Annotated in this window: 17 protein-coding genes and 2 tRNA genes; 6 read left to right on the top strand and 13 right to left on the bottom strand. The window is 50.4% G+C overall.

Annotated elements, in window-relative coordinates:
* Positions 1-6: 6 nt before the first annotated feature.
* The 8 genes from A3K92_RS07715 to A3K92_RS07680 all read right to left on the bottom strand — a co-directional run bounded on the left by A3K92_RS07715 (position 7) and on the right by A3K92_RS07680 (position 6280).
* Entirely contained in the window at positions 7-1026 is a 1020-nt protein-coding gene (locus tag A3K92_RS07715) for an ABC transporter substrate-binding protein (RefSeq protein ID WP_088885703.1), read from the bottom strand.
* Positions 1027-1151: 125 nt separating this feature from the next.
* Positions 1152-1229 (bottom strand) — tRNA-Pro (locus A3K92_RS07710).
* A gap of 108 nt (positions 1230-1337) precedes the next feature.
* Positions 1338-1415: transfer RNA gene (locus A3K92_RS07705), tRNA-Ala, on the bottom strand.
* Between the two features lie 75 nt (positions 1416-1490).
* Positions 1491-3125 (bottom strand): metallophosphoesterase family protein, encoded by a 1635-nt coding sequence (locus tag A3K92_RS07700; protein WP_088885702.1) that lies wholly within the window; start codon positions 3123-3125, stop codon positions 1491-1493.
* A gap of 81 nt (positions 3126-3206) precedes the next feature.
* The gene (locus A3K92_RS07695; protein ID WP_088885701.1) at positions 3207-4121 is read right to left on the bottom strand and encodes a hydroxyacid dehydrogenase; all 915 of its coding nucleotides are present in this window, start codon (positions 4119-4121) and stop codon (positions 3207-3209) included.
* Between the two features lie 2 nt (positions 4122-4123).
* Complete coding sequence (locus A3K92_RS07690) at positions 4124-4771, bottom strand: TIGR00153 family protein (protein ID WP_088885700.1); 648 nt, start codon at positions 4769-4771, stop codon at positions 4124-4126.
* A gap of 32 nt (positions 4772-4803) precedes the next feature.
* Positions 4804-5703: a 2-dehydropantoate 2-reductase gene (locus A3K92_RS07685; RefSeq protein WP_088885699.1), complete on the bottom strand. Its 900-nt coding sequence runs from the start codon at positions 5701-5703 to the stop codon at positions 4804-4806.
* 4 nt (positions 5704-5707) lie between these two features.
* Positions 5708-6280: a hypothetical protein gene (locus A3K92_RS07680; protein WP_088885698.1), complete on the bottom strand. Its 573-nt coding sequence runs from the start codon at positions 6278-6280 to the stop codon at positions 5708-5710.
* Positions 6281-6310: 30 nt separating this feature from the next.
* On the opposite strand from A3K92_RS07680, the gene A3K92_RS07675 reads away from it, so the two are divergent.
* From A3K92_RS07675 to A3K92_RS07650, 6 genes are all read left to right on the top strand, one after another.
* Complete coding sequence (locus A3K92_RS07675) at positions 6311-7021, top strand: RNA methyltransferase (protein WP_088885697.1); 711 nt, start codon at positions 6311-6313, stop codon at positions 7019-7021.
* Complete coding sequence (gene otg, locus A3K92_RS07670; RefSeq protein WP_088885696.1) at positions 7015-7539, top strand: methylated-DNA--protein-cysteine methyltransferase; 525 nt, start codon at positions 7015-7017, stop codon at positions 7537-7539. Before A3K92_RS07675 ends, otg begins: the two co-directional genes overlap by 7 nt.
* Positions 7527-8555: a tetratricopeptide repeat protein gene (locus tag A3K92_RS07665; RefSeq protein WP_088885695.1), complete on the top strand. Its 1029-nt coding sequence runs from the start codon at positions 7527-7529 to the stop codon at positions 8553-8555. Before otg ends, A3K92_RS07665 begins: the two co-directional genes overlap by 13 nt.
* A 159-nt stretch (positions 8556-8714) precedes the next feature.
* On the top strand, positions 8715-9185 hold the full coding sequence (locus tag A3K92_RS07660) for a CBS domain-containing protein (protein ID WP_088885694.1): 471 nt from the start codon (positions 8715-8717) through the stop codon (positions 9183-9185).
* Entirely contained in the window at positions 9185-10330 is a 1146-nt protein-coding gene (locus A3K92_RS07655) for a cation:proton antiporter (RefSeq protein ID WP_088885693.1), read from the top strand. The genes A3K92_RS07660 and A3K92_RS07655 overlap by 1 nt, the downstream gene beginning before the upstream one ends.
* A gap of 49 nt (positions 10331-10379) precedes the next feature.
* Positions 10380-10715, top strand: coding sequence for a nascent polypeptide-associated complex protein (locus A3K92_RS07650; RefSeq protein WP_088885692.1), 336 nt, complete (start codon positions 10380-10382; stop codon positions 10713-10715).
* Here A3K92_RS07650 and A3K92_RS07645 read toward each other — a convergent pair whose 3' ends face one another.
* The 5 genes from A3K92_RS07645 to A3K92_RS07630 all read right to left on the bottom strand — a co-directional run bounded on the left by A3K92_RS07645 (position 10716) and on the right by A3K92_RS07630 (position 14590).
* Complete coding sequence (locus A3K92_RS07645) at positions 10716-11063, bottom strand: carboxymuconolactone decarboxylase family protein (RefSeq protein WP_088885691.1); 348 nt, start codon at positions 11061-11063, stop codon at positions 10716-10718.
* 71 nt (positions 11064-11134) lie between these two features.
* On the bottom strand, positions 11135-12406 hold the full coding sequence (locus tag A3K92_RS07640; RefSeq protein WP_232460862.1) for a HEAT repeat domain-containing protein: 1272 nt from the start codon (positions 12404-12406) through the stop codon (positions 11135-11137).
* Between the two features lie 8 nt (positions 12407-12414).
* Positions 12415-12630 carry a hypothetical protein gene (locus A3K92_RS09645; RefSeq protein ID WP_232460861.1) on the bottom strand — a complete coding sequence of 72 codons (216 nt, stop codon included), beginning with the start codon at positions 12628-12630 and terminating at the stop codon, positions 12415-12417.
* A 39-nt stretch (positions 12631-12669) separates the two neighbouring features.
* Positions 12670-13380 (bottom strand): dihydroorotate dehydrogenase electron transfer subunit, encoded by a 711-nt coding sequence (locus A3K92_RS07635; RefSeq protein ID WP_088885690.1) that lies wholly within the window; start codon positions 13378-13380, stop codon positions 12670-12672.
* The gene (locus tag A3K92_RS07630; protein WP_088885689.1) at positions 13337-14590 is read right to left on the bottom strand and encodes a dihydroorotase; all 1254 of its coding nucleotides are present in this window, start codon (positions 14588-14590) and stop codon (positions 13337-13339) included. The genes A3K92_RS07635 and A3K92_RS07630 overlap by 44 nt, the downstream gene beginning before the upstream one ends.
* Positions 14591-14717 lie beyond the last annotated feature (127 nt).

The raw sequence follows: 14717 nt of genomic DNA, 5'->3' as shown, positions 1-14717 counted from the left end.
TAAAATCTAAGTTTCGGCCTTTGCCTGGCAGGTGAGAGGACTGTACGTGGCCCCGAAGGCCTCGGGATGGAGGAACTCCGCCATCTCCATGATTGCGTTGACTATTCTGGGACTGGGCCTCTGGTAAACGTTTGCGTCCTTTGCGGTGTACACTCTTCCCTCCTTAACTGCGGCGGTCTGGGCAAAGAATGTGTCGCAGAGCTGGGTGGCATTTATTCCGGAGGTTGGCAGTAGTACTATAACCTCGGGATCCCTGGCCAGTATCTCCTCCTTACTGGGCTTCCCCCATCCGCTGATGTCATCAAAGATGTTCTTTCCACCGGCAAGCCTTATGATGTCGTCCATGAAAGTGTTTTTGCCTGCGGTCCAGTATTCCCCGTTGTAAGCACTTAGAAGGAAGAAAACCCTTGGCCTTGGAAGGTTTTTCACCTTCTCGGTAACGCGTGATATGTTGGCCTTCATTTCGTCTATTACCCTCTCAGCCTGCCCCTGCCTGTTGGTTATCTTTCCAAGAAGCTCAATCTGGTGGTAGATGCCGTTTACGTCTTTCGGGTTCACTACTACCACCGGCGCTATCTTCTCAAGCTCGCTCAGTATGTCGAGTGAATAGGCATCTGCTATTATGAGGTCAGGTGAGAGATTTGCAATGATCTCAATGTTGGCGTACTTTCCGTATCCCCCAACCCGGGTGATGTTCTTTACAGCCGGGGGCCAGTCTGCCCACTGGGTCACTCCAACGAGTTTGTCGCCGGCTCCTATGTAGAAAAGGGTCTCGGTTATGCTCGGTGCAAGCGACACTATTCTCTGCGGTTCTTTCGTGATCGTGACGATCCTGTTCATATCGTCCTTAATTGTGAGCGGGTAGGTCGTCTGGATTGTTGTCTTGGTCGTAGTAGTGGTATTTGTCTTGCTCAGGCTAGAGGTTGTGGTCTTGCCTGAGTTTGAGGTGGTTCCTCCTATGCAACCTGCTGTAAAGACTGCTATAGCTAGGATAAACACTATCAAAACACGAAACGTCTTTTTCATTTTGATCACCTGGTGGATTATTTGTCCAGCTCAAGAGTGTGTAGAAGGTATATAAGGCTTTTGGACAAAATCTCCAGCCATAGAAACAGCTCCCTGAATTGCTTTTGATCAAAAGGAGAACAAGCTGGTGGGGCCGCCGAGATTTGAACTCGGGTCTCCGGCTCCCGAAGCCGGAAGGATAGACCAAGCTACCCCACGGCCCCAAGCCCGTATAGCCATCACGGGGGCGGGCTTATAAATTTTGTGGTGGGCTCTGAACGATGTGAGAGTTAGAACGAGGCAACTATCGATTTAAAACCGTAGAAATCGGATGGTGGACCGGGCGGGATTTGAACCCGCGGCCTCCGCCTTGCGAGGGCGGCGCTCATACCAGGCTGAGCTACCGGCCCACTTCCGGTAATATTGAAATCTACCTGGCTTTAAAAAGTTTTGGTTGCCTCAAACAAAAGAAATAAGAGATAGTATCATGGTTCAACCTTAACGGGCTCAACCGTTATGGTTCCATTGTCTGCCATGTACATTCTGACATAGTGATAGAAGCCACCCCGGTCTGGCGGTGCGTAGAGCGGTGCTCCCCCGCCGCCCGTTATGAGCATCTGGACGCCGTCCTCCTCTCCGTACCAGTAGATGTGGATGTGGCTGAAGATTCCAAAGGCATTGTACTTCTTCATAAGCTGGAGGAGTTTCTCCCCGTCACTTGGGTTCATGGCATGGTCTCCATTGGGCCGTGGGTCAATCGGCGGAGCGTGGAGAACTAAGACCGGCCTCTGCCCATTTGAAACGGCTGCTTTCATTTGCTCCTCTATCCATGCAAACGTCTCATCGCTCAGGCCGTAGTTCTCCTCAACGTCGTTAACGATTATGTAGCGGTACTTTCCGAAGGAGAAGGCGTAGTTGTCCGGGCCGAAGAGCATGTGGAAGACGTTTATTCCCTCGCCGCGGTACTCGTGGTTGCCTGGAGCGACGAAGATCGGTTTGTTCCACTTCCACTCCTTGAGCAGGGCTGCCCATTCGTCAACCCTTCCCGTGTATACCAGGTCGCCTCCGTCGATTATGAAAACTCCCTCGTCCTTGTTGATCTCATCGCGTATCTTCAGGAACACCTCAGGCGGCTTCGTTCCTCCATCGGGCCTGTGGTCGCCAAAGGCGATGATCCTGTAGTCGGCGACATCCTTCGGGACTATACTAACTTCATCGGAGGAGCTTACGACCTTTACCTCAGTTCCACCCATGTCCACTGACTTGGTCTCTCCGGATACCTCAACGTAGCGGGGGTTGATGTTTTCGATAATGTAGGTAAGCTCTTTGTTCTTCGGGTTCTTCACTCTTATGCTTACGTTGAACCCGAGGGCGTGGATGTAGACGGTTGAGCCGTTTACGAGCCTTATGAAGCCCCCGCTAACGGTAACGTTCTCCCCTTCCACAATCCTCCAGTAGTAGATGAAGGGTTCAATGGCCTTGAAAGAGGTGAGGTACCAGCTCTCGCCCTCGTCCGGGATTCCGTCCCAGTCGTTGTCTCCTATGACCTTCAGGACAACTCCCTCGAAGTCGCCGCTCCTTACGATGTCGTCCACATTGACTTTTGCACCCTCTCTCAGCCTCATCGCGTACTCAAGGGCCGCCCCAGCCCCTGCCTTGCTTGTCCCGGTGAAGACAAAGTGGGCCTTGCCGTTATCGTTGAAAGCTGCCATAACGCCCTTGTCCGGCCCGACGAACTTGAGTCCGGACTTGTAAACGATGTAGCCGAAGTAGTCGTTCACCGTTATCAGAATCGGCTTTCCCCTTAGGACTGTCCTGGCGTCCTTCGGGGAGAGGAGGGCTATTCCTCCTTTGTAATCCTCAGCCGGGAGTATCTTGGCGTTTGGGAAGTAATGTCTAGCTAAATCTTCGTAGCCTATGCTAACGTAGACCTCCGAGGTGTCGGCGATTTTAAACCAGTTGGCGAGTACTTCACCTTTTCCGTAGGATTTGAAGTCGACTGGCATAACCTTACTGGTAGTCGGCGATGTCCCCGTTGTACTCGTTGATCCATTTTGGGCTCCAATGCACCCTGAGGTTATTACTATCACCGCAATAATAAGCGGAAGAACTTTCTTCATAGAACTCACCTTTTGACTTTTGGTCACTTGTTTTTAAGTAGTTTTCTGGTTGGAAGAAATAGAGAGCAGAGAGAAGAATGATCAACCCTTCAGAATCTCGACTATCTGCTCGGCAACCTGAACGCCAGCCCTCATCTGGGCCTCGACGGTAGAGGCTCCAATGTGAGGCGTTAAAACCACGTTGTCGAACTCGGTGAGCGGGTGGTCAGCTGGGAGCGGCTCTTCCTCGAAGACGTCGAGGCCAGCTCCGGCAATCCAGCCCTCCTGCAGGGCCTTGACGAGGGCGTTTGTATCTACTACCGCTCCCCTTGCTGCGTTGATAAGTATGGCGGTCGGCTTCATCAGCTTAAGCCTCTCCTCGTTTATGAGGTGGTAGGTTGCATCCACAAGGGGCACGTGGAGCGTAACGACGTCGCTCTCCTTCAGGAGCGTCTCAAGGTCAACGAACTTCCCGCCAACTTCCTTGGCCCTCTCTTCGTTCGGATACGGGTCGTAGAGGAGGACATTCATTCCGAAGGCGTTGGCTATCTTGGCAACCTGGTAGCCTATCCTGCCGAAGCCGACAACACCGATGGTCTTGCCTTCGAGCTCGATGCCCATGGCCTGCTTCTTGGCCCAGACGCCTTCCCTCATCTTCCTGTCGGCGAAGGCTATCTTCCTGGCAACGGCAAACAGCAGGCCAAAGACAAGCTCCGCAACGCTCCTGCTCGATGCTCCCGGGCTGTTGACGACCTTAATGCCCCTCTCCTTCGCCGCTTCAAGGTCTATGTTGTCGAGGCCAACTCCAGCCCTTCCGATTACTTTAAGCTTTGGCGCGCTCTCGATGACCCTTCTGGTGACTTTGGGCTTGCTCCTTACTATTATCGCGTCGACGTCTTTCACTAGCTCAATCAGCCTTTCCTCATCTGGGTATTCCTCATAAACTACCTCAAAGCCAGCGTTCTTCAAAACCTCTATCGCCTTCTCGTGGAGTGGCGCGGCAACAAGCACCTTCATATTCATCCCCTCCTCTTAACTGACATTAACAAAACCTGATCCGAGGCATCCTCAGCGCGATCGGCTATATCGCCGATCTTCGTTAGTATCTGGTTCCAGATAAGCTTTGCGTAAGTTGTTATCGTGTCGCTTTCAAATATAGCTTTTTTCAGCCTGTATTCAATTTCGTCGGCTTTTTCCTCGGCGTCCTCAACGGCTTTTGCCAGTTCCATGGCTTTATCGACGTCGGTATTGAGGGCTTTCACGGCCTCTTTGAGTTTGCTGTACGTCTCCACGCTTGACTCAATGAGCTCGATGAAAGTGTCCTTAAGCTCCCCAGGAAACTTCGGCTGTGCCAGGATTATGGTGTGAGCTGCGCTCTCAGCGGCATCGGCTACTTGGTCTATCAGCTCGCTCAGCCTGGCGTAGTCCCCTCTGTTAGCTGGCAGAAACGCACCCTCGTAGAGCATCATCTCTATTTCTCTTCTGAGCTTATCTGCCTTCGTCTCAAGCTCGCTTACTTCCTTTTCGAAGGCCTCCGCTTGAGAATGGTTTCCCGCCATATAAGCCTCAACCAGAGCCCTGAAAGCCTTTAAGGTCTCTTCAACGGCCGTCATGTGGTTCTCTATGGCCTTGAAGACGTCGTTTTCTTTTCCTCCAAATATCGCCATACTCATCCCCTGGAGATACTCGGTTTTTCTCTTTATCTACTTTGCTCTTCCTTTGCCTTTATAAGTGCCCACAGGAGTTCGTTTCTTGGTGCGCCGAGGCCAACTGATTTTGCATACTCCACTATCTTGCCGTTTATGTAGTCAACTTCGGTCTTCCTGCCCCTCCTTATGTCTTGGAGCATTGAGTTGTAGTTCTCTTTTGTTTTCTCTATCGTGTCCCAGAGCAGCTCGAGGGGGTGAACTTCAAACTCTATTCCAAGCTGTCTTGCAACTTCACAGCCCTCTCTGGCTATTTCTACGGATATGCCTTCCAGGTAGGGGTTGTCTCTCAGATAGCCATTTTTTACCTCCAAAATGGTCCCTAATGCGTTTATAACTGAATTGACAATGGTCTTGGCCCACTTCCAGCCCAGGATGTTCTCGCTGACTTCGGTTTCAATTCCCGCATCTGTGAACAGCCCGGCTACCTTTTTGATAAAGGATGAGCTTCCAGTTGGGTACCTGCCGATTACTGTAATTCCCCTTCCCGTCCATTTAACGTGGCCCCATTCAACGAGCATTGCTCCGTTGGTTGTTATTCCCCCAATCACGTTGGGGGTGTACTTCAGGGCAAGATCCTCGTTTCCGAGACCGTTTTGAACGCTTAAGATCCATGTCTCTTCCCCTATGCAATACCTTGCACATTCCAGTGCGGTTTTTGTGGAGTACGATTTTGTGGTGAGCAGGAGCAGCTCTGGTGGCTCCTCTGGTGCCCGGGTGGTTGCCTCGGGATAAACGGTAAAGCTTTCGACGCCCGATATTCTCAGTCCTTCTTTGTTGATCGCCCTCACGTGCTCTTCTCTGCCTATCAAAGTCACCTCGTGGCCCGCCTTAGTAAGAAGGGCACCAAAGAGAGAGCCTATTGATCCCGCACCGAGAACATAGATCTTCACGTTATCACCTCAGCAGTTTCCTGAGATGGTGGAGAGAGTACACCAGGAGGATAATTGAGGCTCCAATAAAGAACATAGGCTCCATATCGCTCAAATTTCCCAGGGGGATTGCCATGAAGATGGAGGAACCAACCAAAATGCCTCCGCTTGAAATTCCCCTGTTCCCAGAGAGCATGGCTATGGCCGCGAATATTCCTGCAACTTTGATTCCGATGTCTTGGCCTACCACCGATACGTACGCAACCGTTCCGGCTACTGCTGTGTTTATGACCCTCTCCCACATTCTCACCTGTTGCTTCTCGACTCTTACAGGCATTGCGAGAATTGCTACGGCAATTCCGGCCAGAGCGAGGTAATCTCTAGTTAGAACCCATTCAATGAACGAACCGCTGAAAAGGGCAGCCGTGGCATAGGGGAATGCACGTCTCTTTATTCCTGCTAGAGTTAGCAGTCCGTAGGGTAGAACGTACAGAACTTTATCGGAAGGGATTTTTTCCACTAGATAAGTCATGATGAGCACTCCAATGATGAGCGGAATCAGTTCTTTTCTTTTTTCCATCATCTCACCAGAAATCATTTAACCCCCCATTCATTTAATACTTTCGTCATGGGGGTTACTGTGGTCTTAGTGGAACCGGAGGGGCCGGTTAACATCGGGATGGTAGCCAGGACAATGAAGAACTTCGGTTTTTCCAGGCTAGTCCTTGTAAATCCAAACCTAGCAGAGGAAAGCTACAGCTATGCAGTCCATGCCAAGGACGTGCTTGAAAACGCCATAATACTGGAATCCTTTGAAGAGGCCGTCTCTCTTTTTGATCTCACTGTTGGCACGACAGGAAAACCCGGGCGGAGATTTATTCCGTACAGGGCACCCTTAATGCCCTGGGAGCTATCGAAGGTGCTAAAGGGTTATCCCGGGGAAGTGGGAATCTTCTTTGGGCGTGAGAGCAGGGGGCTGACCAACGAAGAGCTTAACGCCATGGACATAACTGTGACGATACCCACGAGCGAGGCTTATCCAGTTATGAACCTGGCCCAGGCAGTTGCGGTGATACTCTACGAGCTGTCTAAAGAAAGGCCTGAACCACCGGATGAGTCGTTAAAGCCTGCAACCCCCGAGGAAAAGGAAGTACTTGTGAAAACATGGGCCGATCTTCTAAACGTTCTCGACTATCCGAAGGACCGGAAAAGAAGGGAGATTTTCATCAAACTCTTCCGGAAGTCCCTTGGAAAGGCTTTTCTGTACGGGAGGGAGGTTCACACCCTCATAGGTCCCCTAAGAAGGGCTGTTAAAAAGCTGGAGGAATGCGAATGCTGAGCGTTGAGAAGTTCCGGGTTAATGACCGGGAAGTTTGGATCGGGGTTCTCTTTTCCGGAAGGATTTACGGGACAGCGTTTGCCTTCGACAGGAAAACACTGATTGAGCGGATAAACTCGTTGGCAAACTATCTGATCAAAAGGGGGATTAACGTTTCCCTTGACATTCGGCCAAGTGATTACCCCGAGAAAATCTTTAAGGTAATAGTGGGGGAACTCGACAACGAGCATCTCTTGTCTGAGCTCTCCTTTGAGGGGGTCACGGCGTTTGAGAGAAGGGTTTACGAGTGGCTTACAAAAAACGTTAAAAGAGGCTCCGTTATAACGTACGGTAGTCTGGCAAAAGTACTCGGAACGTCCCCCAGAGCCATCGGGGGGGCCATGAGGAGAAACCCCTATCCGATAGTGGTTCCCTGCCATCGAGTCGTTGCAAAAAACGGAATAGGTTATTACAGCTCCGGGATTGAGGAAAAGAAGTTCCTGCTGGAAATTGAGGGGGTGAAAGAATGGACAAGCTGAAGGCTTACCTCACAGGTTTTCTGATAGCTGTAATAGCCATAGCGGTGGGTATAGTCTGGTATGGCGGCTGGAAGCTACTGCTCCAGGTGATACTCACACTCGGGTTTCTCGGCGTCACGCTGATGCTGCTGTTTTTCACGGCCCTAACGCTCTACGCCGAGAGCTGGAAGTATGGAGCGATACTCGCCATCTTCACGGCTATAAGTGGCTATGGCCTTTATCTGAGCGCCACCTGGCAGAAGCTCAACGTCGTGGCTGGAATTATCGTGTTCTTCATCGCGGTGATTGCCTTCGGAATCTGGTACATCAGCGAGCCAGACCTCGGACTGGTTGACCGCTTTAAGAGCGCCGAGAGCCTTGAAAAAGCCGGCAAGTATAAGCAGGCCGCCAGAAAGTACGAGAAGGCCGGAAACTACCTGAAGGCCGCTGAAATGTACCTCAAGCTTGGCTGGCTTGAGAGCGCCGCCTGGGCCTATGAAAAGGCCGGGAAGTATGAAAAAGCCGCTGAAATCTACGAGCAGCTTTACGAGAAGGAGAAGGACACCTACTACCTCAAGGAGGCCCATGAGTACTGGAAGAAGGCTGGAAATATGGAGAGAGCGGCTAAGGCTTTGGAGCGCTACGCAGAAGAGGAGCCCTGGTTCTGGGAGGACGTGGCAAAGCTCTACGAGGAGCTCGGAAACGAGGAGAAGGCCAGAGAGGCCTGGGAGAAGGCCCTTGAGTACTACAAGAAGGAGGCGGAAGAGGAGGGCGTCTTCTGGGAAGATGTCGGCAACATAGCGCGCAAACTTGGAATGGAGGAGCTCGCTAGAGAGGCCTATCAGAAGTTCCTCGAATACTGTCTGAAAGAGGCCGAAGAAGACCCGATGTGGTGGAAGCACGTGGCTGAAGCCTATGAATATCTAGGCGAGAAGGAGAAGGCGGAAGAAGCTAGAAGGAAGTACGAGGAGTACCGGCAGAAAATTATGAAGGCCAACGAGGAGACATCAAATTTCCCTGAGGAGAAGGGTGAGTAAGCTAAAAGACCCTCTTTATTTTCTTAATTTTGTCGAAATCGCGGTTGTTCTGACGGTTCTCTAGAATGTTCTGAAGGTTGGCATAATCTCACTCTTCCTGGCTCCCCTAAAAAGTTTTAAACTTTGGGCTCCAATCCAAGCTAATCGGAGGTGTTAGCGATGGCCAGTGAGAACGAGGAAAAGCCGAAGCTCAACATCGTCAAGCTCTCCAAGATGCCCCTGAAGCTCGTTATGGACGAGAAATTCCTCAGGCTTTCGCCTGATGACAGGATTGAAGACCTTATCAAGGGGCTCGAACACAGAACCTGCGCCGTCGTCACCGACGAGGCCGGAAAGCTTCTCGGCTTCATCTCAGTCGATGAGATAATCAACCTCATAGTCCCGCCGATGGATTACGTTCTCGTGGGTATGGACGCCCTCAAAGAGGCCCACTTTGACTGGGACAGGCCGGTGAAGGAAATAATGAATCCAAGGCCGATAACTTTGTCACCCAGGGACACCCTCGGCTACGCTTTAGGAATGATACTTGAAACGGGTGTTAGGCAGTTCCCTGTGGTCGAGAATAAGAAGGTCGTTGGAACATTCTCGGCTCAGAGCGTCATAAGGCTCCTTAGGGTATTCGCGCGGTGATGACCGTGGAGCCCGAGTTGATACTCTACATAGCTGCCATGCTCGCAACGGCTGAGATCTTCGGCTGGATCTTTGCCAGAATAAACCAGCCCGTGGTTCTCGGCCAGATAGTCGGGGGAATACTTCTTGGAATAACCATGCCTCCCACGGAGGAAGTTAAGGACATCTCAATGATAGGCGTCCTCATGCTCCTCTTTCTGGCCGGTTTGGAAAGCAGTATCGATGAACTCAAGGAGGCAGGGAAAGCTGGCATCTCCGTTGCTGGAATAGGTGTCCTTGTGGCTTTTCTGATGGGTTTTGGCATAGCGTATCCCTTCAAGGGCTTTCAACAGGCCCTCCTGTACGGCGCTTTAACAACTCCAACGAGTGTGAGCCTGACCGTTAGAGTCCTTATGGAGCTGGACAAGCTGAAGACGGTTGAAGGTAACACGATACTCACCGCCGCGATAGTGGACGACATACTCGGCATCATCGTCCTGACCATCGTCATATCTGCCCTCGGGGAGGGTGGTGTGAATGCCGTAGGAATAGCCGAGATACTCCTGATGGTTCTCCTCTTTCTTGTCTTAATGGTCTACGCCGTTCCAGGAATTATGGACTATCTCCTGAGAAAGGTCGTCAGGATAGGCTTCGCGGACTCGACGGTTACCCTCTCGATGGCCTCGCTCTTTGCCTTCGCATACCTTGCAGAGCACATGAACCTAGCATCTATCCTCGGGGCTTATCTCTTTGGCCTTGCACTCAGCGAGACGGAGTTTAGAAAGCCGATATTCGAGCACACGAGGGTGATTGCGCACTCCCTTTTCGTCCCGCTCTTCTTCGTCGACGTCGGCATGAACATCCCGCTTAAGAACCTCTCCTCAGTTGGCCTCTTCGCCCTGCTCTTCAGCGTCGTCGCAATACTCAGCAAGATCATAGGTTGCGGTCTTGGAGCGTTGGTGGCAGGTTTAAATTCAAAGTCTGCCCTGAGAATAGGCGTCGGTATGATACCGAGGATGGGTGTAGAGCTTGCCATGCTCGCCATAGCGCTGAAGGAGGGCATAGTGGGACCAGATGCCTACGTTGTGATAATCCTAATGATATTCCTGAGCACGCTGATAACCCCGAGTCTTCTGAAGGCTACCTTTGGAGGGGAGCAATCGTAGTTTCCCAACCTTTTTAAAATCCTCCCTCAATTCTCTTCAGGTGGTCATGATGATGGGAATGAACCCCAGGCAGATGAAGAAGCTCATGCGCCAGCTTGGCATAAAGATGGAGGAGCTTGAGGGCGTTAAGGAAGTTGTTTTAAGGTTTGAAGGGAAGGAAATAGTTCTCAAAGAGCCAGCAGTTACCGTCATGGTCGTCCAAGGTGAGAAGACCTACCAGATTGTCCCGGGAAGCGAGGAAGTGAGGGAAGTCCTTGAGATTCCTGAGGAAGACGTTCAGCTCGTTATGGAGCAGGCCGGTGTTGACAGAGAAACCGCGCTCAAGGCCTTGAAAGAAACGAAAGGGGACATAGCGGAGGCTATCCTCAAGCTGACGGGGGAGTGATCACTCCTTCTTAAACTTCTCTATGGCCTTCATGAGCGGTATGAGGTGCATCAGTGCCGGACCGCCGGCCATCAGGACGGCGACGAGACCAGCTTCTATCAGCTCCTCGGACTTTGCTCCGGCTTCGAGGGCCTTCTGGGTGTGGAGGTAGATGCACCACTCACAGCCCGCCGCTATTCCAAGGGCAACTGCTATGAGCTCCTTTTCCCTCGTCGTCAGGGCCTTGTTGTCCAGGGTCTCGCGGAGGAACCGTGAGAAGGCCGATATCTCCTTGGGGTGTTCCTTCCCAAGCCTTTCGAGGAGTTCCTCAATCTCTTTAAGTTTAACCTCAACGTCTCCGCTCTCCATTACCGTCACCGTTTAAGGTTGGAGAGACAGCTTAAAGGGATTTCCAGAACAAAAGGTTGAGAACAATGGGTTTAACTGCTCTGAGATTTGAGCTTTAGTAGGTCATCAACAACGTCTATTATTGCCCCTACCAGGTTGTCGTATTTTCCTCCTTCGTCCCCATATACTTCTTTGAAGGCTTTCTTTAGAGTAGTGAGGGCTTCGTAGTCCATGTTGATGAGCTCCTGGGCCTCTCTGGCTATGAACTTGAGGGCGACGCCTCTCGTTTCTTTCCTTTTTATCAAATCCACGAGAACGCGTATCGTCGCCTTGCTGAACTCGGGATCGAGTAACTTTTTCTGGAGGGCATAGATCAGTTCAAGTGCCCCTTCCGTGTCAGTTGGCTTGCCCGAGCTCAGGAGGACGTTAAGCAGAGACGTGAAGAACTGGGCGGTTCCGGGATAGAGAACGTAGATTTCGGCCATGGTTTCAGCCGCGGTTTTTCTGATCCAGGGGTTTCTACTTTTGAGGAACTCCCCGAGAACAGGGAGTATTGAATAGGCGTCCGTTGGTGTCAGCACTGAAACTATCTTTGAGATGACCCATAGGGCATCTGCTCTTCGTGTTGGATCCTCCGATTCCAGGAGCTCTATCACTTTTGACACTACTATCGGATCCATTTTTGCCAGTTCTGCAACTACGTCAGCTTTACCGGAGTCGAGAAGCTTTTCAACGTCTTCTGGCCCATATTCGGCTATTTCCAGTTTCTTTCTGACGTCTTCGATTGTTAATATTTCCTCCTCCCCTGTGAGCTTCTCCAGCTTCTCCATAATCAGGTTTGCCTTTGAGGCCGTGCGGACGTTTCCACTGATTTCTTTAATTTTCTGAAGGGCTTTTATCTTGTTCCTCTTTGTCAGTAATTCCGCCCTTCCCGTGAGCCTGTCTATGGACGAGAGAGCCCTCTCCTGGATATAGGGATCAAGATGGCCGAGAAGGTCAGTCATCTTGTCAAATATTTCGTTAAAAACGGTTTTATCCTCAGTTCTGTATGCTATCTCAGTGAGTGCCGCTATGGCAGCACTCTGAACCTGCCTGTCTTCTGAGGATCTTATGAGGTTGAAAAGCCATCCTATTAATTTCCTGACAGCCTTGAGGGCTTTAGCTCCTATCTCACCCAGCCCTTCGGCAGCGTACTCGCTTAGAATTGGCATTCCCTTCTTCACGATTTCCATTAGGGCATCCGTTACCTTTTCGTAGTCCTTCTCATTTAGTTCGCCCTTTTCGAGAATCAAGTTCAGAGTTTCAATTGCTTTCAGGGAGACCCTCTCGTTGTAGTCTTTTAGCAGGTCTATTATGTCATCCAAAACGGCCTCTATCTTTTTTGATCAAGGTTACCTTTTTTTACCATATCCTTCAAAGTTTGGAGGGCGTTGGCCCTGATGAGTGGATTTTTATCGTGGAGCAGCTCTTTCACTATTTTGAACATTTTGTCATATTTTGCAGCCAATTCTGCAACTTCCTTTATATGCCAGTTAAGAAGATCTTCCCTGATGCCCTCTTTATCCACTATCAGTTCTTCCCTTACCATAATCCACCACTCAGATTCTTAATTTGTTGCTTGAACGATTTAAGTCTTCCTGAAAACGTCTTCTAGCACCTCTGCTCTGAACACAGGACCGTCTCTGCACACCAGATACTTTCCGAGATTGCAGCTGCCGCAGACTCCGATTCCGCATTTCATGTACCTCTCCATTGAAACCTGAGTTTTGTGATAGTTCATAACTTCAAGAACTGCTAGCAGCATCCCTTCAGGTCCGCAGGCATAAACCTGGTCGAATTCTTCCTTCTTTCTCTTTAGAACGTCTGTGGGGAATCCTTTTATTCCGGCTGAACCATCGTCTGTCGTTACAATTAGCTCGTCTACGTGGTTCTCAATATCTAAGAGGGCAAGTTCTTCCCTGCTCCTTGCCCCGTAGATCAGCGTGATTTTTTCGAACTTCTCCCGCCAGGTCTTGGAGAGCGCGTATATCGGGGGTATTCCAATTCCCCCGGCTATAAGCCCCACGTTTTTGCCCACCGGCTTGAAGCCTTTCCCGTACGGCCCCCTTATCCAGAGTCTTTCCCCCTCTTCCCTCTTGAAAAGCTCCGATGTGAAGGGGCCCACCTTCTTGACCACTATAAGATCCCTGTCTGCCAGACTGAAGGGTTTTTCTCCGATTCCGGGTAGCCAGACCATTACGAACTGGCCTGGTGTAAATTCAAACGCCTCCTTGAATCTGAAGGCCTTAACGTTCTTAGCTACTTCCCACGCTTCCACTATCTCCGTTACGGTGTACATTAAGCCGCACCCCCATGGGCTTTTCAACAATGGTGTCTTCTTCCATAACGACTTCCCCTCTAAGAATAGTCGTTGTTACCTTTCCTCTAAGCCTCTTTCCCTCCCAGGGAGTCCATCCAGCTTTGGTGTATAGATCGTCGGCCCTGACCGTCCACTCCCTTTTCATGTCAACAATGATAAAATCTGCGTCTGCTCCCAATTTGAAGCCCTTTCCCTTTATTCCAAATATCCTTATTGGATTCTCGTTCATCTTTTCCACAATGTCCTGGAGGGTAAGAAACCCTTTGTTGACTGCATCTAGGAGAAGCGGAACCTCCGTTTCGAGGCCCGGGATACCGGCTGCTCCATTGGTCTTGTCCTCCAGGGTGTGTGGTGCGTGGTCGCTGGCTATTATCGGTATCTTTGAGAAGTTTTCCCAGAGATACCGCCGGTGCTCTTCATCCCTTAGAGGGGGGTACACCTTGAGGAGAGGGTTTTTTCTGTAGTCTTTTTCAGTCAAAAAGAGATGGTGTGGGGTAACCTCAAAGCTTACCCGGGGGAGTTTCTTTGATAGTATTGCCTCCATTGCCCCATTTGTTGAGACGTGGCATATGTTCACAGGTTTTTTTAGGCTTTCCGCTAGTCTGATAAGCTTCTTAACGGCCACAATCTCGGCTGAGGGAGGCCTTTCCGGGTGTTTTCTTATCTCTTCCGGATCTTCCGCGTGAACGCTTAGCATACCCGGTGAACATGAGTAGTCCCTTGAGAAGTCTTCTGAGTATATCCCCCCGGTTGAGGCTCCCAGGAAGGCTTTATAGAAGTCTGCTTTTGCCTTTTTTGCCTCGTTGCAGTTTCCAGATATGAGGAATCCAACGGCAAAATCTGAATACGCCTTTTTTTCAAGAAGTTTGAGCCTTCTTCTGAAGGTCTTCACATTAATAACCGGAGGTTTTGTGTTTGGCATGTCAAAAACGGCCGTTATTCCCCCGTGCAGTGCTGCCATTGTTCCGCTCTCGATGGTCTCTTTGTTGCTCTGCTCGAAGTCCCTAAGATGAACGTGAACGTCTATCAATCCGGGCAAGAGTATCTGGTCACTTTTAAGAACAATGGTCTTTTCACCCTTTAGCCCCGTTTTTTTGATGGCACTTATCCGTCCGTTCCTTATTCCTACCTGTCCTCTGGTAATCTTCCCCTCGAATAGAAATCTACCATCTATAACGAGCTCTTCCATGAAAGCCCGCACGTGGTTAGTGGCCATTCTCTTTAAAATTTTGCTCTTTTCGACTTAATGTGTTTCTTTTTTCGTTGATTAACGCTCAAATATATATCCCAAAGAGTGATAGCGGGCTGTGGAGCGT

It is taken from the genome of Thermococcus gorgonarius (assembly GCF_002214385.1).
GTDB lineage: Archaea > Methanobacteriota_B > Thermococci > Thermococcales > Thermococcaceae > Thermococcus > Thermococcus gorgonarius.
The sequence above is the reverse complement of the archived record's forward strand: the minus strand, read 5'-3'. Positions and strand labels throughout refer to the sequence as shown.